This window comes from Agarivorans aestuarii (assembly GCF_019670125.1).
Lineage (GTDB): Bacteria > Pseudomonadota > Gammaproteobacteria > Enterobacterales > Celerinatantimonadaceae > Agarivorans > Agarivorans aestuarii.
On sequence record NZ_AP023033.1, the window covers coordinates 1,666,235 to 1,689,123 of the forward strand.

A 22,889-nucleotide genomic window follows, 5' to 3' on the forward strand; every position below is an offset into this window, starting at 1 on the left:
TGGTCAAGGTCATTTAGCTTTTCCAACCTCGTAGCAGGGTTCGTAATTGCTTCCTGGTAGCTTCATACGGTGTTGAGAGACAAAATCTTTTAAGAGTTTATCTAACATTTTCATTATTTTAGGGTCACCGTCAATAATAAAAGGACCATGTTTTTCTATTTGTTTTATGCCTTCATCTTTAACGTTACCACTCACGATGGCAGAAAATGCTCTACGTAAGTTTGCGGCTAGATCCTGCGGTGCTTGGTCGAAGTGTAAATTAAGCTTCTCGACATTTTCGTGTAGCGGCTCAAAAGGGTGTTGAAAGTCGCTATCAATTTTTAAGCTCCAGTTAAATGAATAGGCGTCACCAATTGCTCGGCGGTAGTCTTTCACTTTTGGCATCATTTGTTTAATGACTTGGGCCGCGCGAGCCGCATCATCGATGATTATCTGATACCGTTGCTGCGCTTCGTGCCCTAATGTTGCACCAATAAACTCATCGATGCTTTTAAAGTATTCTTCGCTGGATTTGGGACCGGTAAGTACAATAGGTAAAGGTTGGCGGGCATTTTCGGGGTGCATCATAATGCCAAGAATATATAGTAACTCTTCAGCAGTGCCTGCGCCTCCTGGGAAGATAACAATAGCATGGCCTATTCGCACAAAGGCTTCTAAGCGTTTTTCTATATCTGGCAGTATGATCAGCTCGTTCACAATTGGATTGGGTGGCTCGGCAGCGATAATACTGGGTTCGGTTAAGCCAATATAGCGACCATCGTTAACCCGCTGTTTAGCGTGGCCTACAGCTGCTCCTTTCATTGGACCTTCCATGGCGCCTGGGCCACAACCTGTACAAATATTTAGCTCGCGTAATCCAAGTTGGCTGCCTACCTCACGGGTATATTGGTATTCAACATCATTGATCGAATGGCCACCCCAACACACTACCAAGTTGGGCTCTGTTCTTGGGTGAATAACTCGAGCGTTACGCAGCATCGAAAAGACTAAGTTAGTAATGTGTGATGATTGATTGAGGTCGAGGTGGGCTTGTTCTTTAATTTCGTTAGAAACATATAAAATGTCGCGAAGCACACTAAACAAGTGCTCTTGAATGCCGCGAATGATTTCGCCATCAACAAAGGCATCTTCAGGGGCATTGGCGAGCTCGAGTTTTACCCCTCGCTCTCGGCTTAATACATTTATTTCAAAGTTTTTGTAACGCTCTAAAATTTCCCGGCTGCTGTCGGTCTTACTGCCAGAGTTGAGCACCGCTAAGCTGCAGTTTCGGTACAATAAGTAAATATCTTCTGAGGCACTTAAGGTGAGTTGATCTACTTCGAGCTTTGACAGTAAGTTCATACTGCCCACAGGGTTTATATGGGTAATCATCGACACCTCACGGGTAATTTGCGGATCGCAATGTAGAGTATAGCGTGAGGAGAGGGGGTAGCGTTGAATTTCTCAATTCAACGCTAAACTAACTAGCTGATTATGTTAACTTTGTCACGACCGCTACTTTTAGATTCATACAGGGCTTGGTCGGCGCGTTCAAAGGCATCTAGTGGTTTGTCGCTTTCTTTAAACAAGGTAGCACCAATAGAAACCGAGATAGACACTTGTTGGTCTTTAAACCTAAAGGGCAACGCTTTTATTTGCTCTCGAATATTGTCTAGCGGCACCATTACCGCGTCGGGAGAAATATTTGGCATAAGCAGTACAAACTCTTCGCCACCAAAACGTGCTAGAAAGTCGGTATCTCGTAGGTTGTTTTGTAAGGCCCGAGCAATCACCTTAAGTGCTTTATCGCCTGCCATATGGCCAAACTTATCGTTAATCGACTTGAAGTGGTCAATGTCAATAATCGCCATGCCGAGATTGTAGCCGTAGCGCTTCCAGCGTTTGTATTCAAGCTCTAAACGCTCGTCTAGCGCTGCACGGTTATAAACTTGAGTTAGGCTATCAATAAACAGTTTGTGTTTATGCGCATTAAGGCGTTTTTTATATTCGTGAGTTTCTTCTCGAACCAGACGAAGTTTTAACTCAACACTGCCTAGTTCATCCAAGAGATCAGTTGTACGTTGTTCAAGTTGTTCTTTTTCTTTGAACACGTCGGCAATTTGAATCAAACGATTTTGAATCGAGCTTTTAAGAGTGTCTAAATCGTTACTTGAACGAACTTCAGCGCCTAGCTCTAGTAGACGATTTTTAAGTAAACCGTCACTTTGTTTTTGGTCTTTATGAATGGACTTAGATTGACTCAAGGAGTCACTAAATTGATCGTGTACTCCACCTAGGCTCTCATTGAGAGAATACAAGAACTCTTGTGAAGCTTTACGCTCTTCGCGACTGCCTTCAATAACTAACTGAATAACTTTTATACATAAGCTTGGTAGCTCTTCTGGCTCAATGCCTACTAACAGGTCTGAGCGAACTTGGCCAAGTTTAGTCCCTATATCACCGGTGTAATCTAGTTCAGTAATTAGCCGCTGCAGATCATCACAAATACGCTTGTGTAGGCGATTATTGAGAATGCTTTCTTTAGGTTTTACAGCAGGTGTTGAGTCATTTGATAAGGGAGCACCACCAAGAGCAGGTTTGTTGATTAATGCTTGGTAGTAATAATTGAGTAGTTGTTCAAGGCGTTGCTGATTGTCGTTGTGAGAATAAGCCGGTTCTTGTTCTAGAAAGTCGGTGAGCTTGCGACGTAATTGCGGTGGTAAACCGTTGATACGTTTAAGTGATTCCCCCGACGTTTTAATGATTCTTTGATTATGCGCCAGTAGTGTTTTTAGCGTTTCGCTATGTTGCTTGAATAGCCCATCTAATTCGTTTTGGTATTGAGAAATAGCCGACAGGTCGTCATTACTTTCAACTTCTTGGATAAGTTGTTCAAGCTTTTGATCGAGCTGTTCGTCTAGACCATAACAAATTTTTGACAGGCGAGAAATTAGCTGGCTTATTGCTTTTTTTTCCATTCTAACCTTTGCATCTTGGTTTGAAGGATTTTTGTTGGAACTGTCTATTTCGTTTCTCACCAACGCAAGTCGCTTCTTAATAGTGATGATATCGCTCATCGTTTAAACCAATACTTCCTAGCTTGCCTAACAATATAAAAGTTAGCATAACATGAGATCTTTGATAACTACAGCTGCTCAAGTGTCATAGTTTTGGGCTGCTGTTTGCATAAGTTTACCAATTTATTAAGCTCTTATCGCTGGAAGCGTTTACTTTAACTAAGCCTTTGGCAATGGCTTGTTTTACATCTTGAGTAAGGTCGCTACAAAAAAACGCAGCGTGTGAACCACTCATTGCTGTAAGCTCTACCCATTGGGTTTGATTAGTGTGTTTACAAAGCTGTTGAGCTCCTTCAAGCGCTAACCATACAACTTCGGTCATTCCTTTATCGTCAATTGCATCTTTAGCTTTAGCTAAAAATGGCAAGCTACAACATCCAATGGCCATAATTAGTTCTATTTTTTGTTGCTCTGCACAGTTTTTGGCTCGACCACTAAGCTGCTCGCCCAATTGTTGCGGACTCAAATCTGCTTGCTCTATACATAACACCAACTGCTTGTCGCTAATATGACCTAAGTGGAAATCGCCTTCTATGTCTTCAATCAATTCTTCGATAAAGCGTTTTATTAAGTCGCGTTGAGCTTTAAAACCAAGGGTTTGCTGGCTGGCTAAGCTAATGCTCTCTATAGAAAGCATTAATAAAATACGAGCTTGTTGTTTGTTGGACAGATTGTCACGTAAACATACTAAAGGTGCTTCGCTGTTCGCTAACTGTTGTAGGCCAGTTACTGGGTGATGATTAAGTTGATGATTTAATTCGTTAAGCGAAGCGTTTCGACTCAGTAGCTTTTGACGGGTCACCAAGAATAGGAACAGCAGCATGATGCCAAATACACAAACCAGCACAAGAACCAATTGTTGAAAGTTACTTTGCTGCAAAATAATCGCTTTCTCACGAGTTAGGTCAGACAGTTGCTGAGCTTGCTCTATGTATTGATAGTGTTGTTTAAACTGCTCGCGTTTAAGTTCATTGCGAATTTGCTGATATTGCTGATTTAGGCTGTGGTAAACCTTAAACTGCTCTAGTGCTAACGCGTAGTTGCCATTTTTCTCATAGGCTTGGGTAAGCAGTTTATACACTTTACTATGGCTGCTGCTTAGCCCCATGGTGTTAGCCAATTCTTCTGCTTTTTCTAGCTGTAAAATGGCTAAGCCGTTCTCATTATTATTAATATGCAATTCACCTAACAACAATAAGCTGCGCAGTAATTTGCTAGGTTGATTTAAGCTAATAAAAAGCTGTCGAGAAATTTGTAAGTGGACCAGTGCTGGTGTGTAGTCTGACAACTCCATATAGGTTTTGCCTAGTTGCAGCTCAATGTCTGCTAGCAGAGGGAGGTTGTTATTGGCTTTGGCTATCTCTTTCGCATTGAGGTAGTGCACTAGAGCAGCGTCTATATCACCGGCTAGCTCAGACATATTGCCCAAGGTGGCAATCTCTTGGGCTTGTAAATCAAAATTACCTAAGTCAACCGCATTGGCAATGGCATCTTGTTGAATTTGTTGGGCTATTGCTAACTCTCCTTGCCCAAGGTAAACCCGCGCGATATTGGCTTGTAGCATGCTGGTGAGCAACAGTGCTTCATTGCTATTGATGTCTTGTTGGTCTAATTCTGCTTCACTTAAATGGCTAAGTGCCAATTCAGGTTGACTATTTGCTAGGTAATAATTGGCGAGTAATGCCTCTGACCAGGCACGTAATATGGGGGATTTACTAGCGTACGCTTCCTCTTTTGCCTTAAGTAGGTAAGTTTTTGCTTCGTTGCTTTTACCTTGGTTTAGGTGATAGAGCGCTAATACTTTTTGAAGTTGGAAGCGCATGTTAGGTAAAGGGAAGATTTTGAGTTTATCTAAGTTGGTTTGAGCCAGGTTAATGTAAGTTTCTGTTTCGCTTACTCGATTGGGATCATTACTAAGAATTAATGCGGCAATGATGTAGGCTTGCGTTAAGTGAGCTTGATGTTGCTGTTGTTTCGCTAGTTCGATGGCTTGGTCAATATATTGCTGTGCCTGTCGGGTATCGTTAATACGATAGGCACATAGCGCGCCCAGTTGATAACTCAGTAGGGTGGCGCTTTGCGATTCTGAATTTAGAGGTGCTTGTTGCTGATTGTTTAATTGTTGCTCGGTTTGTCTTATGCATTCACGAGGATTAGCAATCAACAGTTGGCGCAGCGGCTCTAGTGCTTTGGGTACATGAACAAAACCGTGCTCGTAAGCAGAAGTATTAAAGCTTACTAGGCACGTAATAAGGGCAAATATACCCGTTAAACAAGCTTGAACTCTCAAAAAATCATTACCTTTTATTGGCGTAGCAAACGCCAGTTGCCTAATTTAGTGTCAACCTTAGGGTCATTAGAGCGCATAGGGTTTATGTCTAATCCGCCACGGCGGGTATAACGTGCGTAAACAGTTAAGGTATTTGGCTTGCAAAACTGCATTATGTCGCTAAAGATTCGCTCTACACATTGCTCGTGAAATTCGTTGTGCTCACGAAAAGATACCAAGTAACGAAGTAGCGCTTCTTGGTTTATTTTCGGGCCCTGGTAATCGATATAAACGCTGGCCCAATCTGGTTGATTGGTGATTAGGCAGTTTGATTTTAATAGGTGGCTAGTTAGCGTTTCACTCACCACTTGCTGCGGGTCAGCTGTATTTTCTAAAAGGTTAGGGTCTAGCTCATAATTGCTGATGCTAATCTCTTGTTGGTCTATATTAACGCCGGGAATTTGCCTTGCATCTATTTCACTAGAGATTGGTAACAGCTTTACTTCTACATCACCTTCAGCGCAAGCTTGCAGATCTTTTTTAAGAGTCGCTGCAACTGCATCAAAGTTTTTAAAGTTGCTTTGGTTAAAGCTATTTAAATACAACTTAAATGATTTTGACTCGATTAAGCAGCGCGAGCTAGCCGCTACTTTTACCTCGGCAACCGCTACAACTGGCAAGCCCATTGGGTTTAACCAAGAGAGTTCGTACAAGTTCCACAAGTCGTAGCCCATAAAAGGCAAGGCTTTGCTTTCATCCAAGTTAATCTGCTGGCGATTTAAGGTGCGAGGTACGCCTTGTAATAACTCGGGAGAGTAGTGACTAATGTAATCGGTGGGTTTACCGAGACTCAAACTGTCTTTTAACTGTTGTGAAGTGTTTAAAGGCTGCTTTTTCATGGTGTTGTTACATGGAATTAGTTAGGCTTAGTCTATCTTAATTCTTAGTGAAACACATCTATGAGCAGCCCTATATCACAACCATTATCTCTGGTTTTTAATAAGTTTGAACAACATTGGCAAAGCGGTGCTTATCCAACGGTTGAGTATGATGAGCAATGGCTGTCTCCTTGCATTATCGGAGAGCCAGAGCAGCAAGAGGTGAGTTGGAAACCAGTGTTGCGCGAGACCAAAGGCGATTTCTCTGGAATTGAGCGTGCCTTAGAAATGACTTTACACCCCAGTATTAAAGCGTTTTACGGTGATTATTTTTCTGAAACTCTAGCTGTAGACTTTCAAAACAATCGCATTGAGTTGGTTCAAGCCTGGAATGAGCAAGATTTCGACATGTTACTTGAGAACATCATTGGCCATGTATTGATGCAGCGTCGCCTAAAGCAAAAAGAGACTGTGTTTATTGCAAGTACCGAAGATGAGATGCAGGTCGTCAGCATCGATAACGAATCTGGTGAGGTTGTGCTTGAGCAACTAGGTAAGGGGATTGACCGAGTGCTAGCAATAACACTCGATGAGTTTGTTGCAAAATTTGAGCTGTGTGACTAGCGCTTAAAATCCCAAGATATATTGGACACTAAACGGCAGTTGTCGCATTTGAAGTCAAAAATATCATGGACGGTGTTTTCCAATAGCCACCCGCCACCGCAACTTGGACAGCATCGTTGTTTTTCCGCTTTAAGGCTTTTGCCGCCAACTCGATAGAGATACAAATAAGTAGGCACTTTGCTTAGGTATTCCAAACGCTTAGCTAAATCTGAACCTCTGCGATAAAGTCTGCTAGTTATCTCACTCATTTCTACTAATGCAGAATGTTCCAATATACTGCCATTCATTTGCAATTGGTCGCAGGCCGACCAATCTTCTTGCCACTTGATTAGCTGTTTTTGATCGCCATTGGCAACTGCTGGCAAATGATATAGAGGAATCGGAGTAAAGTGGTCACCACAGCGGATCGGAGAACAACTTTGCAGATAATTGGTATACAAAACCTGCCAGCTAGGCGTTTCGCAAGTATCACTATCATCTGAGTTTATGTCTCGGCCGAGGTTTTTAAGCTTTGGACTGAGCAAGCCAGCCTCACTTAATGCCAGCTTGGCGCGCTTTACTTGTTTACTTTGAAAACTATCTAATAAGCTAATTTCTTCGGGACAAACGACTCGCACTGAAAAAGTGGCGTCTTTTAATACAACGGGGAATTCTCGACCAATAATTTGTCCATTGTAACGCCAACAATCTAACAGCAGGTTTATCGCTTTTTCAGCGCGGGTGATGGTTGTGTCGGTATAGCACTCAAAGTTAACTTCGCTTAAGTACATTGTTAGCTCTTCGCTTCTAGTTGCTCGATACGTTGCAACAATTGTTGAACTTGGCTTTCTAGTTCCATCACGCGTTGTTCAATGACTTTAGGTGTTTTTTCTACGGGAGGCGCTTCAGCCACGAGGTTCTCAACAATTGAGGGATCTTTTTTATAGGCATTAATAGCCGCAATTACCGTAGGCATTGGCAACCTTGTGGAGAGCTTACCTTTTACTAAGGCAAGGGTGGGTTGTTTGTTTTCATCCAGTAAGGCTTTTATCGCGATTAATGCAATTTGCTGAGACATTACTATTCCTTAGTGGTGTTTAGGTGCTTGATACAGCTTTATCAGCTGAGCAATGGATAACTGCAGCGCTTCGGAGTTATTAGGGTCGCGTAGCTGGGATAATACAAAAGTCCGTAAACTTGGTATGAAGACTAAATCGGCGAAAATTTGCTGAAATAGCTCTGGGTCATCTTGCTTGGCGATGGCTTCGAAGAAAAACCTAAGTAAAGAGGGAGAACTCAACGATTGCCAAAGTCTTCCTGCCACAGCAATAAAACTATGAACAGACTTTGCTTTAGAAAGCTGTAATTCAATCGCCTGTTGGGTGAGCGGCTTGACCGAAGCTCCCGCTAAGGCACGAAGATATAAACTAGCCAGCTCTTCATCTTCTAATAGTTGCTGTTGGTGCAAATGGGCTAGGGTATGGCTTAATTGTTGATCCAACTTAGCATGTTCTAATAGCTCAAGAGTTTTGTTGGCTACCTCTAGTGGAAGGTGAGAGAAAGCCAGATTCAGCAGTTTACTGTTGTCATCTCTATCTAGCCTTGTTACCAAATCGGCGATCCCTTGTAAGGCTAAGCTCTGCCAGTTGTCCCATTCTTCATCGTTTTGTAGATAGCGACGAAAGGCTAAATAATGCTCCGACGGTGCTAACTGGCTATCCCTTTTGTATAGCGCATTAAAAAAAGCTAACTTTTCTTCAAGGGGTTTATAAATATATTGGTTGTTGGCTAAGGCTTGCTGCTGTTCCTCATTAGGCTGACGGTTAAGTTCTTGCCCTAAAGCATCAACAACTAATTGGATGAACTGATCGCGAGCTGCAAGGTTAATAAAACCTTGCTCATCTACGGGTAATTGTAAAAACCATATATATGGTGTAGTAGATTGTTGTTTTTGCCAAAAACAAAGTGCAAATCTTGCATGTTGTTGAATAGGAGCAGGGTAGGGCAGCTTAGCCACTTCCATCTGGTAGAAGTCTTTACTGCTGATGTGATGGATCTGCCGACCCATTTCATAAACCCTTAATTCACTGCCTGATGCCTGAAGAATTTCGCTTAAGGTGCTAAGTTTGTTCATTGTTACTATTCTATCCACAACATTTGGCGCCAGTATCCACATTTATGCAGGTGAGAGCAATTATCACTGTGTGGTGGGTAATGCTTAGGCAAGGTGTTACACTTCGATTTTTGCCGTATTAAACCCTATGTCTCAATCAACCTTGCAGTTGCTTTCACAATTAGAGCAATGTTTAAAACAAACTAATAATTGGCAGAACACTGCGCCCAGCACCGAGCAGCTCGCTAGCAGCCAACCGTTTTGTATCGACACCTTAACTTTACCGCAATGGTTACAGTTTATTTTTATTCCTAAAATGCGTGAACTTATTGAACTCGGCGCTCCGTTACCTCAAAAAGTTGAAATAAGCCCTTATGCAGAAGAAGCGATTAAGCAATTGGCATTTGACGCTAAGCCCTTGCTGGCCGTTATAAAAACAATCGATGAGAGTTTTAAGTAATGACTAACGACTCCAAGCTTAATGAAGAGATTGTTGAAGCTATTCCTGAACAACTACCCGTGTTGTTTGAAGATGACCATTATGTAGCGGTATATAAACCAGTTGGATTGTTAGTTCACCGAAGTTGGATAGCTAAAGAAGCCACCCAATTTGCTTTACAGATTTTGCGTGATCAAATTGGCCAATATGTTTACCCGGTGCACCGGCTAGACAGGCCAACCGGTGGTGTACTTATCATGGCAAAGTCATCTGAAGCTGCCCGCAAGCTTTCCGAACAATTCGCTACGCAAAGTATAGATAAGCAGTATCTTGCTGTGGTGAGGGGCTACATAGAAGGAGAGCACCAGTTAGATTATCCGTTGAAGGAAAAGCTAGATAAGATGGTGGATGCTAAGGCACAGCTGGATAAACCTGCCCAGTCAGCCCTTACTTTTTATAGTGGGCTGCAAAAAGCTGAGTTGCCTTATCCGTCAGGTAAATTTGCAACTTCTCGTTATAGTTTAGTATCACTAAAACCTAAAACTGGAAGAAAGCACCAGTTGCGTCGTCACATGCATCACCTCAGTCATCATATTGTTGGTGACACTACTTATGGTGATGGTCGTCACAACCGCTTATTTCGTGAGCTGGGGCTACCTGGGCTTTGGCTGTTTTCTAAGCAATTAAGCTTTGTTCATCCTTATACTGACAAGAAAATTATCATCGATTGCCCCTTGCCCGAGCGCTGGAAACAGCTATTTAAGCTAATGTCTTGGAAATAGTTCCCTTTTTATTGGTGATTTAGATCACATTTGAGAAAGGTAATTGGAACTTTGAAAAGGCTTTCATGGTCGTGAAAAAAAATTACTTTTTTTAGGTCTGAACCTTAAATATTAGTTCAATTTTTGTTTTTTTTTAGTAATTAACCTACTGAAAGCCTTTTCTTTGTGATTGAAAGCATTTTCAAGGCATTTCTTATGGTCATAGGATGATGTGATCCACACCTTGTTTTCTGCCCTGAAACCCTTGTTTTCAAGCGGTTTTCAGAAAAATCATTCTGTGAGCTAGTTCAAAGTTGTATCGAAGTAGGCTCCCTATAATCCATCTCAGTTAGCGGATATAAGCACACTTACAAATGCACCGCTGGCTCTTACTAAAAAGGTAAGGGACTTAGTAGTTCTAAAGGAAAAGGAAAGGATTATGAAACTGAAAACACTTGCTGTTGCAGTTACTGCAGCAACAATTTCTTCAAGCGCGTTCGCTCTTGATTTCAATGGTTACTTCCGTGCTGGCTTCGGTGTAAACGCAGATGGCGGTTCACAACGTTGTTACGGTACAGGTGGTCCTAACGCCCACGTAGTTGGTCGTTTGGGTGATGAGTGTGATACTTATGCTGAACTAGCACTTAGCCAAGCTGTAGTAGAACGTCCTACTGGTGAAAAATTCTCTATTCACACCTTGATGGCGTTTGGTACATACGAAGATTGGCAAGGTGGTACTGATACTCGCGGTAACTCTTGGCAGGGTGTTACAGATGGCGCTTCAGAAAATGGTTCTCCATGGTCTGGTCAGCGTATGTCTTTCCGTGAAGCTTACGGTAAATACATCATGGCTAGCGGCACAGAAATCTGGGCTGGTAACCGTTACTACGGTCGTAAAGATGTTCACATCAACGACTGGTACTACGTAAATGGTTCTGGTTACGGTTTTGGTGTTGACAATATCAATGTTGGCCTAGGTCAAATTGCTGTTGCAGTTCGTCATACTAAGTGGCATGACGTTTCTGGTGGCGCTGATGCCAACAATACTATGGCATCTACCCCAATTGTTGACTTACGTTGGAAGGGTGTTGATATCGGTTTAGGTTCTCTTGACCTGATCGCTATGGCGGGTAAAGCTAACTTAAGCGACGCTCAAGAAGCTGCAGCAACTGACGGTAACTGGAACGATAAAACCGGTGTTTCTTTAACCGCTGAATGGGCCCTTGGTTTTGCTGGTGGCTTTAACAAGTTAGTTGCTCAGTACAACACTGAAGGTTTTGCTTGGGCTGGTTACGGTATGAATAACCACTTAGGTGATTCTTACAACATCGGTGCTTACAACAACGGTGGTGATGCTCAGTTAGGTCGTAAATCTTGGCGTATCATTGACCATGGTGTATACAACTTTGGTCGCAGCGTAGATTTAGGTTACTCAGTTTTCTTCTCTAAAGTAGATGACGATTGTTGTGATGCTGGTCCTGGTGAGCGTTATGGTGCTACTGTGCGTCCTCGCTACAAGTGGAACGACACTATGAGTACTCAACTTGAAGTTGGTTACTACAGTCAACAAGACCCTTGGGAAAGCGTAAGCTCTGAAATTAACAAAGTTACACTTGCTCAAGCATGGTCTCCACTTAAAGAAAAAGGTGGCTTCTGGGCGCGTCCTGAAATCCGTGTATTCGTAACTAAGTACGGCGGCGACAAGCGTAGCGACGGTACTGGCGAAGACGGCGGCTGGATGGGTGTTCGCGTTGTTGAAAACAACGACCTATTCTACGGTGCTCAAGTTGAAGCATGGTGGTAAGCCATACAAATTTAGCTAAGTAAATTTGTAAGCTAGTCAAGGCCCTCAAAATGCTATATTTTGGGGGTCTTTTTATTTAGTGTCATGGAGATTAATGTGGTTAAAAAAATGGGTGTTGTGTTAGTTGCATCTTTACTAGGTATTTCCGCATGCAGTTCAGGTGATATAGTTGATTTTAGCAGTGATACAAGAGATTTATTTGTTGAGCCTGTTCAAGCCATTGCAATTCTTGATAAAGCACCTGTTTGTTGTAGCGAGTTAAGCCAACTATCTTACAATTCTGTTTCTTATGATTATATTGCTGAAGAAACAGTTAGCAGTCAAAATCAAGCCTTCGAGTTTACCTCGGGTAAAAGTTATGTGCTGGCCTACAAAGTTGCCGCTTTGAATACTGATATACCGGTGAAAATAGAAACCATTATTGGTGAAACTGTATTTGCACCTACAGTAGCTCTGCTAAATGAAAACTTCGAAGTAAATAGAGTCGTTCCCGCCAGCGCTTTTAAGTATCAAGAGCTGAAAGGTTTTTCAGTAAATAAGCTTGCTGCTACTTTTAGAATTAACTCTGAGCAGCGACAAGGGAGAGAGCGAGACGCCTATATGTTGGTTTATACCACTGAACAGTCTCTCGAACAAAGTACTCAAATCGTTCACCCAGAGCGCTCTCGTGCTAAAGCGCAAGCGAAGGCTGATCCTAATCTGCCTGATCCTTTCATACCGCATTCTCCACTAGGTTTGGTCAATGTGACATTTAATCCAGACTTGTCTAAAGGATTTTTCGCCGATGAAGCCTGGTTTGGTGGCGCAAATAACAATGATCCTTCGTTAGCGACCGTAGAAGAGGCCCCAGGGGCTGAGATAGCTGCAGGAGGTACTGCTGTGGTAGCTGCATCTTCAGCTCAAGCTGTTGCTGCAGGACCTGATAATCGTAAGCTGAAAAAGGCTATGCTTCCTGAAACTGAGGCGTTCTACAACAAACTTATCGAAGACATGATTCGTCAAGATGAGGTAGAAAAAGCGCTTAAGTTAGTAGAAGAAGCTGAATATGCAGGCTCACGCTCAGCAAGAAATACCTTTATTGAAGCAGTGAAAAACAAATAAAGCTTCTAATTAGTTTGATATTAAGCCAGCGTTAAGCTGGCTTTTTTGTTGCTTGATATCGAGCAGAAATACCTATGTGCCGATAAGGTTTAGCTGTTGTAGCGTTGGAACAACCCCGAGTCCAGCGGGTAGAAAGGGAAAATAACTGCTAATCTGACTTCGGTTAAAAAGGCGGTTTGCAAGTGATAGTTTCGCGTTAATAAGTGTGTTTATCTGGCGGGTATTACCGCTTAGCACATTTGGTTGGGTTGTTAGTTAAGCTGCTAGACTTACAGGTAATAAAAAAGCCCTCTTGCGAGGGCTAAAAATAGGCATTTTTATCTTTGGTGTTTACCACCAAGCTTCGGCTTGGAAACCAAAGGTTACTTCATCTTTCGAACTAGAGTCGCGAGAGATGTATTGGTCTGATTTTGCGTAAGTAGCAAATGCACGAAGAGCTGGGCGTGCAAATACATTTGGACCAGCTTGCCACTGCTGGGCAATAGTTACTTTAGCTAACTTGTTATCTTCGCTACCGTTAGCTTTAGCTGCATCTTGGAATTCAACTACATCGTAGCCTAGGTCTAAGATAGTAGATAGGTTATTGCTCCAGTTGTACTGAGGACGAACACCAACAGTAAACAAGGTAGAGCCTTTGTTATCATCTTTATCGTAGTTTTCGTAGTTAACTACGTAAGACATGGCTGTTGACTCGCCTAAATCAACCACACCCCAGTTTAGTAAGCGGTACCAGCTGCCTTCATTGCTGTCGGTGCGGTAAACCGGATCATCACCTTCGTCAGCCATATTTTCGTAGCCAAATCCGCGAAGTTGACCACTTGCGCCAATACCCGCCATAGCGTCTGTTGCGTAAGATACAGAGAACTTGTTAAAACCGCCAAAGAAATCACCTTGGGTGTGTTCAGCCATTACGAACACACCGTTGTCTTTTTGGTTTTCGATGTTGAAATCTTGGTCAGCCGCTTCAGAGTACATGCCGTAAATACCTACTAAGCTCAACTCGCCGTTTGAGTTAGTGGAGATGCCATCTAGGCGTAAATCTAAGTTGTTACCTGAGAAATCAGCCATAGTTTGGCCAGAGCCGGCAATGTTGGCATCAAATAATGCTTCAGAAGTATTACGAACCCATGCAGCAGAAAGCTTCGCAAAGCCTACATCGATGTTTTCGATACCAGCACCTGCACCAGCATTAGCTAAGTAGTAGTAGTCAATTTGGTGAACGTCACGACGTTGGTAAAAACGCTTACCAGCCCAAAGGTTTGAACCTTCGAAAGATTCAACCATGTTTTGGCCAGAAACGTACATTTCGCGCACTGCTGATGGGCTTTCTTCCCAGTCATTACGCTGGTCTACAGAGTGAGCAAGAAGGGTGTGTACACCCATTGCTTTGTTGCCTTCTTCGTATAAAGGTGCAGACAAGGCAATTTCTGCATAGGTTTCACATTCGTTACCCAAGCGGTGCTTATAGGGTGAGCCGTCGGCTTGGAAGCACATTTGCTCGCCGCCTGAACCGGTAGCGCCAATTCCAGAACGCATGTAACCGTTAAATTCTGGTGTTGCTGCAATTGCTTGAGTTGACATCGCAGCTGATGCTACTGCGATCGAAAGTGTTTTTAATTTCATTACATAAACCTTATGTGTATTAATTTCCAAATTTGGACATAAATAAGCACCCTGTTCTGTAAATTCCAATTCCTATGGAACATTATGTCGAAAGTATTGTCTCAGTAGTTTGGTTGTTTGTCGTGTGAGCTAACTCACAATAGCAGTGTGAAAAGCCTTTCTTGTGCTTTTTTGTCTTTGTTTGTTGGTTTTTTGTGCTCTTATTGCCATGGTTGTTGGTGGTATATATTGGACCGTGGTGGCTGATTGTTTATTAAAATATTGGTGGGCGACAGGTGAATAAAACGAAATAGTTACTCGATGTGGCATTTTTATCTCAGGCGAGACTAAGTGTTACAAAGTGTTACAAAAAGTGAGGTTTAACTTGTGCTGAATCGCATTTTTCTGTTGAGTAAGTCCTTAAACTATTTACCTGAAATCGTAATAAAACGAATTTAGCGGCTACTTCATAATAAATAACTATAAGTCGCTCAAAAATTGGCCTTTTTAAGGAAAATGGCTAAGGCTTAATTCAGTATACTATCAGCCCACTAGGAGCTAACTATGTTTGGAAATTTGTTTGCACAAGCGCAAAAGGTAGGTAAGGCACTGATGCTACCAGTATCAGTACTACCTGTTGCGGGTATTTTACTAGGAGTCGGCGCTGCGGACTTCAGTTGGATGCCGCATATCGTATCTCAATTGATGATGAACGCAGGTGATGCTGTATTCGGTAACATGGCATTGTTGTTTGCCGTAGGTGTTGCCCTAGGCTTTACCAACAACGATGGTGTTGCTGCATTAGCGGCTATTGTTGGCTTCACCATTATGGAAAAAACATTGACCGTTATGGCGCCTATTATGGACGTTGAAACGATCAATACTGGTGTGCTTGGTGGGATTTTAGCGGGTGCTGTTGCCGGTTGGGCATTCAATCGCTTCTTCCGCATTCAATTACCTGCATATCTAGGTTTCTTCGCGGGTAAGCGCAGTGTACCAATTATCACAGGTTTCCTAACTATTTTCTTAGGTGTGCTACTTGCCATTATTTGGCCGCCTATTGGCAGTGGTATTGCTGCCTTCTCTCACTGGGCCGCAGAGCAAAACCCAACGTTAGCCTTTGGTATTTACGGCATTGTTGAACGTTCATTAATTCCATTTGGTTTACACCATGTATGGAATGTACCGTTCTTCTTTGAAGCTGGTCAGTGTACAACGGCTGCTGGCGAAGTGGCTAACGGCGTATTAACCTGTTACCTACAAGCAGATGAAGCTTCTCGCGCTGCGGGCAATGGCTTTGGTCAACTAGCTGGTGGCTACATGTTTAAAATGTACGGTCTACCTGCTGCTGCTATCGCCATTTGGCATGCTGCTAAGCCAGAGAACCGCGCTAAAGTTGGTGGCATCATGATTTCAGCTGCGCTGACTTCATTCCTAACAGGTATTACCGAACCCATTGAGTTCGCATTCCTATTTGTTGCTCCTGTGCTTTACGTAATCCACGCATTACTTGCAGGTTTAGCATTTGTTATTACAAACTCATTGGGTATGGTTCACGGCACTTCATTCTCACACGGTTTGATTGACTTCATCGTTCTATCTACTAATGCTCAGAAGTTCTGGTTATTCCCTGTAATTGGTTTAGGTTACGCAGCGGTTTACTACACTGTATTCCGTGTGGTAATTGCCAAGCTAGACCTTAAAACGCCGGGCCGTGAAGACGAAGATGATTCGGTTGCTGCGGTAGCAGTATCTGAAGACGAAATGTCTAAGAACTTAGTAGACGCGTTTGGCGGTAAAGCTAACATTGTAAGCTTAGATGCTTGTATCACTCGCTTACGTATTCAAGTTAAGTCAGTAGAATCTGTGGACCAACCAAAGCTTAAGAGCTTAGGTGCTGCAGGTGTAGTTGTGGCTGGCCAAGGTGTTCAAGCTATCTTTGGTACTAAGTCAGATAACTTGAAAACTGATATGGAAGCTTACCTACAAACCGTTTAAGGTTTAATGTAAGTGTAAAAAAGGAGGCTTAAGCCTCCTTTTTTGTATCTGTTTTCCGCTTTATAAGCGCTCTAGCTTAGCCTCAATTTCAGCAATTTTATTCGATACTACTTTTTCCAAATGTCTTAGTTCAGAAAGCACTTGTTGTTTGGTATCTTTTTCTTGTTGATCTCTGCGGGTGATTTTATCTAACTCTTCTACGATAAAACGCAGATTGGCGTTTATCTCGGTAGTATCTTTGTAGGTGCCACGTCCACCATCAATAAGTACGGTTTTTTTCTGCCTTGGGTATTTGAATTTTACACTGCGGGTGAGAAAGTCACCTTTTTCCTTATGGAAGTAAATCTTCAGCGTATCAGAATTGGCTTCTTGGCGGAGGCTATAACGTTCAATATCACTTGGGTTGGTAATGCCAATACTTTTTAGATTTTTGTACATAAAATTTCCTTCATAACGAATTGTCATTCTATTGCTAGAAACAGTCGCCACCGCATTGTTCTGCAGAGCCTGTACATTGCAGCATAGCTCATTACGCGTAGAAGGAGTGTGAACTAGTGGGCTTTTTATGTGGAGGAGTGAAAGAGGAAAAGTAGGCTCAAGCTACCTGAGTAACTTGAGCCGTTTTAGACTAGTTGTGCGCGTGTAACTCTTCGTTTAGGGCTATCGCTGTTTTGTTGGTTAAACATTCGATTGCGCCAGTAAGGCTGTTACGACGGAATAGCAGATCTGATTTACCAGCAAGTTCGCGGGCTTTAATTGTGCCTGCTTGTTGCTTATTTTCGTCAATCAATACCACTTTGGTGCCAGAGGTAATGTATAGGCCAGATTCAATGGTGCAGCGGTCACCTAGTGGGATGCCAGTACCAGCGTTTGCACCAATTAAAGATTCTTCACCTACCGCGATAACAATGTTACCACCGCCCGAAAGGGTGCCCATGGTTGAACAACCACCACCTAAATCAGAACCTTTACCTACAAATACTCCGGCTGAGATGCGGCCTTCGATCATGCTAGTGCCGGCAGTACCGGCATTAAAGTTACAGAAACCTTCGTGCATAATAGTTGTACCTTCACCAATGTAAGCACCTAGGCGAACACGTGAAGTTGCCGCAATACGCACACCACTTGGTACCACGTAGTCAGCCATTTTTGGAAACTTATCTACAGAAGTTACCTGTAGTAATTCACCTTTAGCGCGCGCTGCTAATTGGCGGGCAGGTAACTCGGCTAAATCAATGGCACCTTGGTTAGTCCAAGCAACGTTAGGAAGTACTGCAAAAATACCACTTAAATCGGTACCGTGAGGTTTAACTAAGCGGTGAGAGAGTAGGTGCAGTTTAAGGTAAGCTTCTGGCGTTGAGGCTGCGGCATCATCTTGGCTTAATAAACATAAAACACGAGGCTGCTCGCTGCCTAATAAAGCTTTAAACGCTGTTACTTGCGCAGTTAAACCTAAAGCGTCAGCATTGGCGATTAGTGTATTTAATGCTGCGTCATCTAGTTCAATGTCTTGCTTGCCATTGTTGTAATCTAAACCTTTAGTTAGGCCTGATACTTCTGCTTCGCTAGGATTTAAAACCGGAGCAGGGTAAAAAACTTCTAGCCATTGGCCATTTGCGTTTTTACTTCCCACACCAACGGCGTAACTAAAAAAGTCTTTAGACATGGTTGTCTCCAAAATAGTGGTTGAGCTTGCTAAATATTATTGTTTGAGTGCTTGTTCCAGAATGCTCTTAAGTTGTTGCTTTTGTTCTGGTAGAAGCTTTTCACGTTCACAATTACTAATACTGAAGAAATCTTCTGCTTTCTCACCAATGGTGGTGACTTTAGCTGCGTGAATCGTGTAGTTAAAGGATTGAAATACGGCGCTAATTTTAGCCAATAAACCTGGCTTGTCCAAGGCGACAACTTCAATCAGTGTTCGGTTGCCTTTAGTGGGCAAAAATTCTACGCGCGGAGCGATAGAAAACTGTTGCACTTGGCGTGGCACACGGCGCTGCTTTAAATCGATTGGTGCGGCAACATGTAGTTTCTCAGCTAATGTTTGCTGCAGCAGAATCCCCCGTTCTAGTGAAAGAGGTTCACCCTCATGGTCTAGCACTACAAAGGTATCAAGTACAAAGCCATCGCGGCTCGACATGATTTGTGCATCATGAATATTAAGGTTCTTTTGGTCTAACTCTGCAGCTACAGATGCAAATAAATGCGGTATATCTTGGCAGTGAATAAATATCTCGGTGCCGCCGCGAGTAGCACGGCGACTGACCAATACCAGAGGCTGGTCTTCACTGTGGCCCCACAAATTGTCACTGTGCCAAGCAATTTGCTGGGGGGTATGACGAAGAAAGTAATCGACTCTAAAGCGTTGCCACAAGCCACGCACTTGCTCTTCTGAATAGCCTTTGAGCTCCAATTGCTGAATGGCTTTTTTCTGTTTGTCGCGAATCACCCCACGAATATCCACTGGGTTTTCTAAGCCTCTTCTTAAGGCCTTTTGGGTTGAGTTGTAAAGCTCACTCAACAAGGTTCGCTTCCAACTGTTCCAGGTATCGTCATTGGTTGCACAAATGTCCGCTACTGTTAAACAAAGCAACATGTCTAGATGGCGCTGATCACGCACTACCTTGGCAAACTCGGTAATCACTTCTGGATCATAAATGTCGCGGCGCTGAGCTGTTACCGACATCAACAAGTGGTGCTTAACTAACCAAGCGACTGTGCGGGCCGAAGGTTTACTAAAGCCATGCGCCAAACAGAATTCTTCCGCGTCTACTGCGCCTAGGGTGGAATGGTCGCCCTTGCGCCCTTTGGCTATATCATGAAATATAGCCGCTAGAGCCAGTAAATCTGGTCGTTCTAAGCGCGGATAAACCTGGCAACAGAGAGGGTGGATTTCTTTGGTATCGGCATCATTAAAAGAATGAATTTTGTTTATCAGTCGGTGGGTATGCTCATCAACAGTAAAAGCATGGAATAAATCAAACTGCATTTGTCCAACAATGCGGCTCCATGCTGGGAAGTAAGTTGACAGTACTCCATAGCGATGCATTAGGGTAAGCGGCAGCCCGGTGGCATTTGGGTGTTTAATAAGGCGTCTAAAATAGCGGCGGCACTCTGGTATATCTTGCAACCAATGGGTCAGTCTGCGTCTTGCTTCACGTAACTGGCGCAGGGTGGCTGAATAGATGCCGGTAATTTTAGGGTTGTCGGCAATGTGCAAAAACATCACCAAAATTTGTTCCGGTTGTTCTAAAAACAGCTGGCCATTAGCACTATCAATAAGGTTTCCGCGCAGCATAAAGTGTTCATCAACCGGCTGCACATCCATGGCGGTATTGCCCAAAATGGCTTCATCGAACAACTGTAATAACATTTCGTTTAATTCAGAGATTCGACGTACCGTTTGGAAAAAATGCTTCATTAAGCGTTCAACTGGCGCGTTATGCTCGCCGCTATAACCTAATGATTGGGCCACTGCTAACTGGCGATCAAATAACAAGCGGTCATCACTTTTAGTTAGGTGAATATGCAGGGCAAAGCGTACTCTCCACAAAAAGTCACGGCAATCTTGCAATTCTCGACACTCTGCGAGAGTAAGAAAATTTTGTTTAGTGAGCTCTTCTAAATCACTACTACCAAAGTGGCGGCCAGCAACCCAACAAATGGTTTGAATATCACGTAAACCACCTGGATTAGCTTTAATGTCGGGCTCTAGGGAATACGCATTACCCTTGTATTGACGGTGACGACTTAGTTGCTCGTCTTTTTTGGCACGGAAAAAGGCTTCGCTTGGCCAAAAACTGTCGGCGCAAACGGCCATACAGAGCTCTTGATATAGTGCTTTGTCACCAAACAGCAAGCGAGATTCTTGCAGGTTCGTGGCAATAGTAATGTCCCCTAAGCCTAGCTCTAAGCATTCTGTGAGGGTGCGAACACTTTGGCCTACATCAAGGCGTATGTCCCAGAGTAGGGTGATGAAGGCAGAAATTTTTTCGGCGACTTTGGGAGCTACCTGCTCTCTGGTCAAGATAAGAATATCAATATCCGAGCGAGGGTGAAGTTCACCTCGGCCATATCCGCCCACTGCGAGTAAAGACAGCTCAGAGTGTTCCGCTAAACCAAAATGTGCCCATAAGCAATTAAGCAATAAGTCCATTTGTTGAGAGCGCAACTGCACTAACTCAACCACATGAACGCCTTGGTTGAACTGGTCAGCCAGATATTCTTGCAAGTCGTCCAGATATTGCTTACTGCTTTTAAGCGAAATTTCTTCTGTGCAGGGCAAAGGCGGTGCTGCTAACGTCGTTTCCATGACTAAACCTCTAGACCTGTTTGTTAGTGTTTTATAATGCGCGGTAAGTCTTCTTCGTCACGAAGTGTTAGCACTTCAACACCGTCATTGGTAACTAATAAGGTGTGTTCCCACTGAGCGGAGTTTTTGCCGTCATTGGTACGTGCTGTCCAGCCGTCTTCTTCATCAACCCAGTTGCCTTTTTTACCTTGGTTGATCATTGGTTCAATGGTGAAACACATACCAGCTTTTAATACTGTGCGATCGTTATTGCGATAATGCATAATTTGCGGGTCTTCATGGAAGCCTTCGCCAATACCATGGCCACAAAAGTTATCAACAATACCGTAGCGGTAGTTGCCTTTTTTCAAATACTTTTGAATGGCATTACCGATATCGCTAACTTTATTGCCCGGTTTAACTACCTTAATCGCTTGATAAAGTGCTTGCTGAGTCACACGGCACAGGAGCTTATCTGCAGGGGAGGCATTTCCTACCAAAAACATTTTCGAGGTATCGCCGTGATAACCATCTTTAATGACCGTGATATCGATATTAATCACATCGCCATCTTCCAGCATATGATTATTTGAAGGGATGCCATGGCAAACCACATCATTTACCGAGGTACAGATGGATTTTGGAAAACCGTGATAATCGAGAGGTGCTGGAATAGCGCCTTGCTCGTTAACTATGTAGTCATGGCAGCGCTGGTTAAGCTCACCGGTGCTAACGCCAACCTTTACGTAAGGGGCTATCATGGTGAGTACGTCGGCCGCTAAGCGACCGGCAACGCGCATTTTTTCAATTTGTTCAGGGGTTTTAATTACTATGCTCATGAGTACTAATAGTTGAGTGTTTACCTTGGTTTTGCCGCTAGTTTACCGTAAGGGCGAGGGGAGTTGTAGTAGCTAGAAAAATTAACGAAAAGTTTAGCCTTAGCTTTATCAATATTGCTATTTATGGTATAAAGCGCGCCGTAAGTCATTACTCTAGTTTTCGAATTAGCGTGGATGCTTACATAAATTAAATATTTATATTTTAAACACACACACACATCGTCACGTTTTCCGGGGTGCTGGGCAATTTAGTCTGGTCGGTAAAATGGGATGTGTGGAGGCCTAACCCCATTTGAGGAAATTATAATGGCAAACGTTTCAATGCGCGATATGCTTCAAGCAGGCGTACACTTTGGTCACCAAACTCGTTACTGGAACCCAAAAATGAAGCCTTTCATTTTTGGTGCACGTAACAAAGTTCATATCATTAACTTAGAAAAAACTGTACCTATGTTTAATGATGCAATGTCTGTTCTTAAGAAAGTTGCATCTAAGAAAGGTAAAGTTCTTTTTGTTGGTACTAAGCGCGCTGCTGGTGACACCATCAAAACTGAAGCACTTCGTTCAGATCAATTCTACGTTAACCACCGCTGGTTAGGTGGTATGTTGACTAACTGGAAAACAGTTCGTCAATCTATCAAGCGTCTAAAAGATCTAGAAGCTCAAAGCCAAGACGGTACTTTCGAAAAGCTAACCAAGAAAGAGGCGCTGATGCGTACTCGCGAAATGGAAAAGCTTGAGAAAAGCCTTGGCGGTATCAAAAACATGGGCGGTCTACCAGACGTATTGTTTGTAATCGATGCTGAACACGAGCACATCGCTATTCGCGAAGCAAACAACCTAGGTATTCCAGTTATCTCTGTAGTTGATACTAACTCTGCACCAGACGGTGTTGATTACATCATTCCTGGTAACGACGACGCTATCCGTGCAATTAAATTGTACCTTGGCGCAGCTGCTGATACTGTTATCGAAGGTCGTCAAGACGACATCGTAGTACAAGCTGAAGAAGATGGTTTCGTTGAGGAAGCTGCTGAGTAATTAAATGCAATAAACTGCATTTATACTGAGTAAGCTTGATGATTAGCAGGGGACAAGCTTGTCCCCTGAGTTTTATCCGATAAACAGTCGAGGA

At 43.1% G+C, this 22,889-nt stretch carries 19 protein-coding genes; 7 read left to right on the forward strand and 12 right to left on the reverse strand.

Annotated elements, in window-relative coordinates; translation table 11 throughout:
* Positions 1–9: 9 nt before the first annotated feature.
* The 4 genes from ppnN to queF form a co-directional block, all read right to left on the reverse strand.
* The gene (gene ppnN / locus K5609_RS07780) at positions 10–1,371 is read right to left on the reverse strand and encodes a nucleotide 5'-monophosphate nucleosidase PpnN (protein ID WP_221076670.1); all 1,362 of its coding nucleotides are present in this window, start codon (positions 1,369–1,371) and stop codon (positions 10–12) included.
* A 92-nt stretch (positions 1,372–1,463) separates the two neighbouring features.
* Positions 1,464–3,056, reverse strand: a complete 1,593-nt coding sequence (locus K5609_RS07785) for a GGDEF domain-containing protein (RefSeq protein WP_221076671.1) — start codon at positions 3,054–3,056, stop codon at positions 1,464–1,466.
* 115 nt (positions 3,057–3,171) lie between these two features.
* Positions 3,172–5,346 carry a tetratricopeptide repeat protein gene (locus tag K5609_RS07790; protein ID WP_221076672.1) on the reverse strand — a complete coding sequence of 725 codons (2,175 nt, stop codon included), beginning with the start codon at positions 5,344–5,346 and terminating at the stop codon, positions 3,172–3,174.
* Positions 5,347–5,360: 14 nt separating this feature from the next.
* A complete protein-coding gene (gene queF / locus K5609_RS07795; protein ID WP_221076673.1) occupies positions 5,361–6,224 on the reverse strand; it encodes an NADPH-dependent 7-cyano-7-deazaguanine reductase QueF in 864 nt (287 codons plus the stop codon).
* Positions 6,225–6,284: 60 nt separating this feature from the next.
* On the opposite strand from queF, the gene syd reads away from it, so the two are divergent.
* Positions 6,285–6,827: a SecY-interacting protein gene (gene syd / locus K5609_RS07800; RefSeq protein ID WP_221076674.1), complete on the forward strand. Its 543-nt coding sequence runs from the start codon at positions 6,285–6,287 to the stop codon at positions 6,825–6,827.
* Here syd and K5609_RS07805 read toward each other — a convergent pair.
* The 3 genes from K5609_RS07805 to K5609_RS07815 are packed head-to-tail and all read right to left on the reverse strand — an operon-like array spanning position 6,824 to position 8,940.
* Positions 6,824–7,597 carry a Zn-ribbon-containing protein gene (locus tag K5609_RS07805; RefSeq protein ID WP_221076675.1) on the reverse strand — a complete coding sequence of 258 codons (774 nt, stop codon included), beginning with the start codon at positions 7,595–7,597 and terminating at the stop codon, positions 6,824–6,826. The genes syd and K5609_RS07805 overlap by 4 nt on opposite strands.
* A gap of 2 nt (positions 7,598–7,599) precedes the next feature.
* Positions 7,600–7,884 (reverse strand): hypothetical protein, encoded by a 285-nt coding sequence (locus tag K5609_RS07810; protein WP_221076676.1) that lies wholly within the window; start codon positions 7,882–7,884, stop codon positions 7,600–7,602.
* A 9-nt stretch (positions 7,885–7,893) separates the two neighbouring features.
* Complete coding sequence (locus tag K5609_RS07815; protein ID WP_221076677.1) at positions 7,894–8,940, reverse strand: DUF3549 family protein; 1,047 nt, start codon at positions 8,938–8,940, stop codon at positions 7,894–7,896.
* A 127-nt stretch (positions 8,941–9,067) separates the two neighbouring features.
* On the opposite strand from K5609_RS07815, the gene K5609_RS07820 reads away from it, so the two are divergent.
* From K5609_RS07820 to K5609_RS07835, 4 genes are all read left to right on the forward strand, one after another.
* Positions 9,068–9,379 (forward strand): YqcC family protein, encoded by a 312-nt coding sequence (locus tag K5609_RS07820; protein ID WP_221076678.1) that lies wholly within the window; start codon positions 9,068–9,070, stop codon positions 9,377–9,379.
* A complete protein-coding gene (gene truC / locus K5609_RS07825; protein WP_221076679.1) occupies positions 9,379–10,140 on the forward strand; it encodes a tRNA pseudouridine(65) synthase TruC in 762 nt (253 codons plus the stop codon). Before K5609_RS07820 ends, truC begins: the two co-directional genes overlap by 1 nt.
* A gap of 418 nt (positions 10,141–10,558) precedes the next feature.
* Positions 10,559–11,923 (forward strand): carbohydrate porin, encoded by a 1,365-nt coding sequence (locus tag K5609_RS07830; protein WP_221076680.1) that lies wholly within the window; start codon positions 10,559–10,561, stop codon positions 11,921–11,923.
* Positions 11,924–12,019: 96 nt separating this feature from the next.
* Complete coding sequence (locus tag K5609_RS07835) at positions 12,020–13,024, forward strand: MalM family protein (RefSeq protein WP_221076681.1); 1,005 nt, start codon at positions 12,020–12,022, stop codon at positions 13,022–13,024.
* A 330-nt stretch (positions 13,025–13,354) separates the two neighbouring features.
* Here K5609_RS07835 and lamB read toward each other — a convergent pair whose 3' ends face one another.
* Positions 13,355–14,647 (reverse strand): maltoporin LamB, encoded by a 1,293-nt coding sequence (gene lamB / locus K5609_RS07840; protein WP_040307021.1) that lies wholly within the window; start codon positions 14,645–14,647, stop codon positions 13,355–13,357.
* A 543-nt stretch (positions 14,648–15,190) separates the two neighbouring features.
* On the opposite strand from lamB, the gene ptsG reads away from it, so the two are divergent.
* Positions 15,191–16,624, forward strand: coding sequence for a PTS glucose transporter subunit IIBC (gene ptsG / locus K5609_RS07845; RefSeq protein WP_221076682.1), 1,434 nt, complete (start codon positions 15,191–15,193; stop codon positions 16,622–16,624).
* A 60-nt stretch (positions 16,625–16,684) separates the two neighbouring features.
* Here ptsG and K5609_RS07850 read toward each other — a convergent pair whose 3' ends face one another.
* The 4 genes from K5609_RS07850 to map form a co-directional block, all read right to left on the reverse strand.
* The gene (locus tag K5609_RS07850; RefSeq protein WP_016401191.1) at positions 16,685–17,062 is read right to left on the reverse strand and encodes a DUF3461 family protein; all 378 of its coding nucleotides are present in this window, start codon (positions 17,060–17,062) and stop codon (positions 16,685–16,687) included.
* A 190-nt stretch (positions 17,063–17,252) separates the two neighbouring features.
* Positions 17,253–18,290, reverse strand: a complete 1,038-nt coding sequence (gene dapD / locus K5609_RS07855; protein WP_221076683.1) for a 2,3,4,5-tetrahydropyridine-2,6-dicarboxylate N-succinyltransferase — start codon at positions 18,288–18,290, stop codon at positions 17,253–17,255.
* A gap of 36 nt (positions 18,291–18,326) precedes the next feature.
* Positions 18,327–20,936, reverse strand: coding sequence for a bifunctional uridylyltransferase/uridylyl-removing protein GlnD (gene glnD, locus K5609_RS07860; RefSeq protein WP_221076684.1), 2,610 nt, complete (start codon positions 20,934–20,936; stop codon positions 18,327–18,329).
* A gap of 23 nt (positions 20,937–20,959) precedes the next feature.
* Positions 20,960–21,754, reverse strand: a complete 795-nt coding sequence (map, locus tag K5609_RS07865) for a type I methionyl aminopeptidase (RefSeq protein WP_221076685.1) — start codon at positions 21,752–21,754, stop codon at positions 20,960–20,962.
* 306 nt (positions 21,755–22,060) lie between these two features.
* Here map and rpsB point away from each other — a divergent pair, with 306 nt between their 5' ends.
* Positions 22,061–22,795: a 30S ribosomal protein S2 gene (rpsB, locus tag K5609_RS07870; protein WP_016401186.1), complete on the forward strand. Its 735-nt coding sequence runs from the start codon at positions 22,061–22,063 to the stop codon at positions 22,793–22,795.
* Positions 22,796–22,889 lie beyond the last annotated feature (94 nt).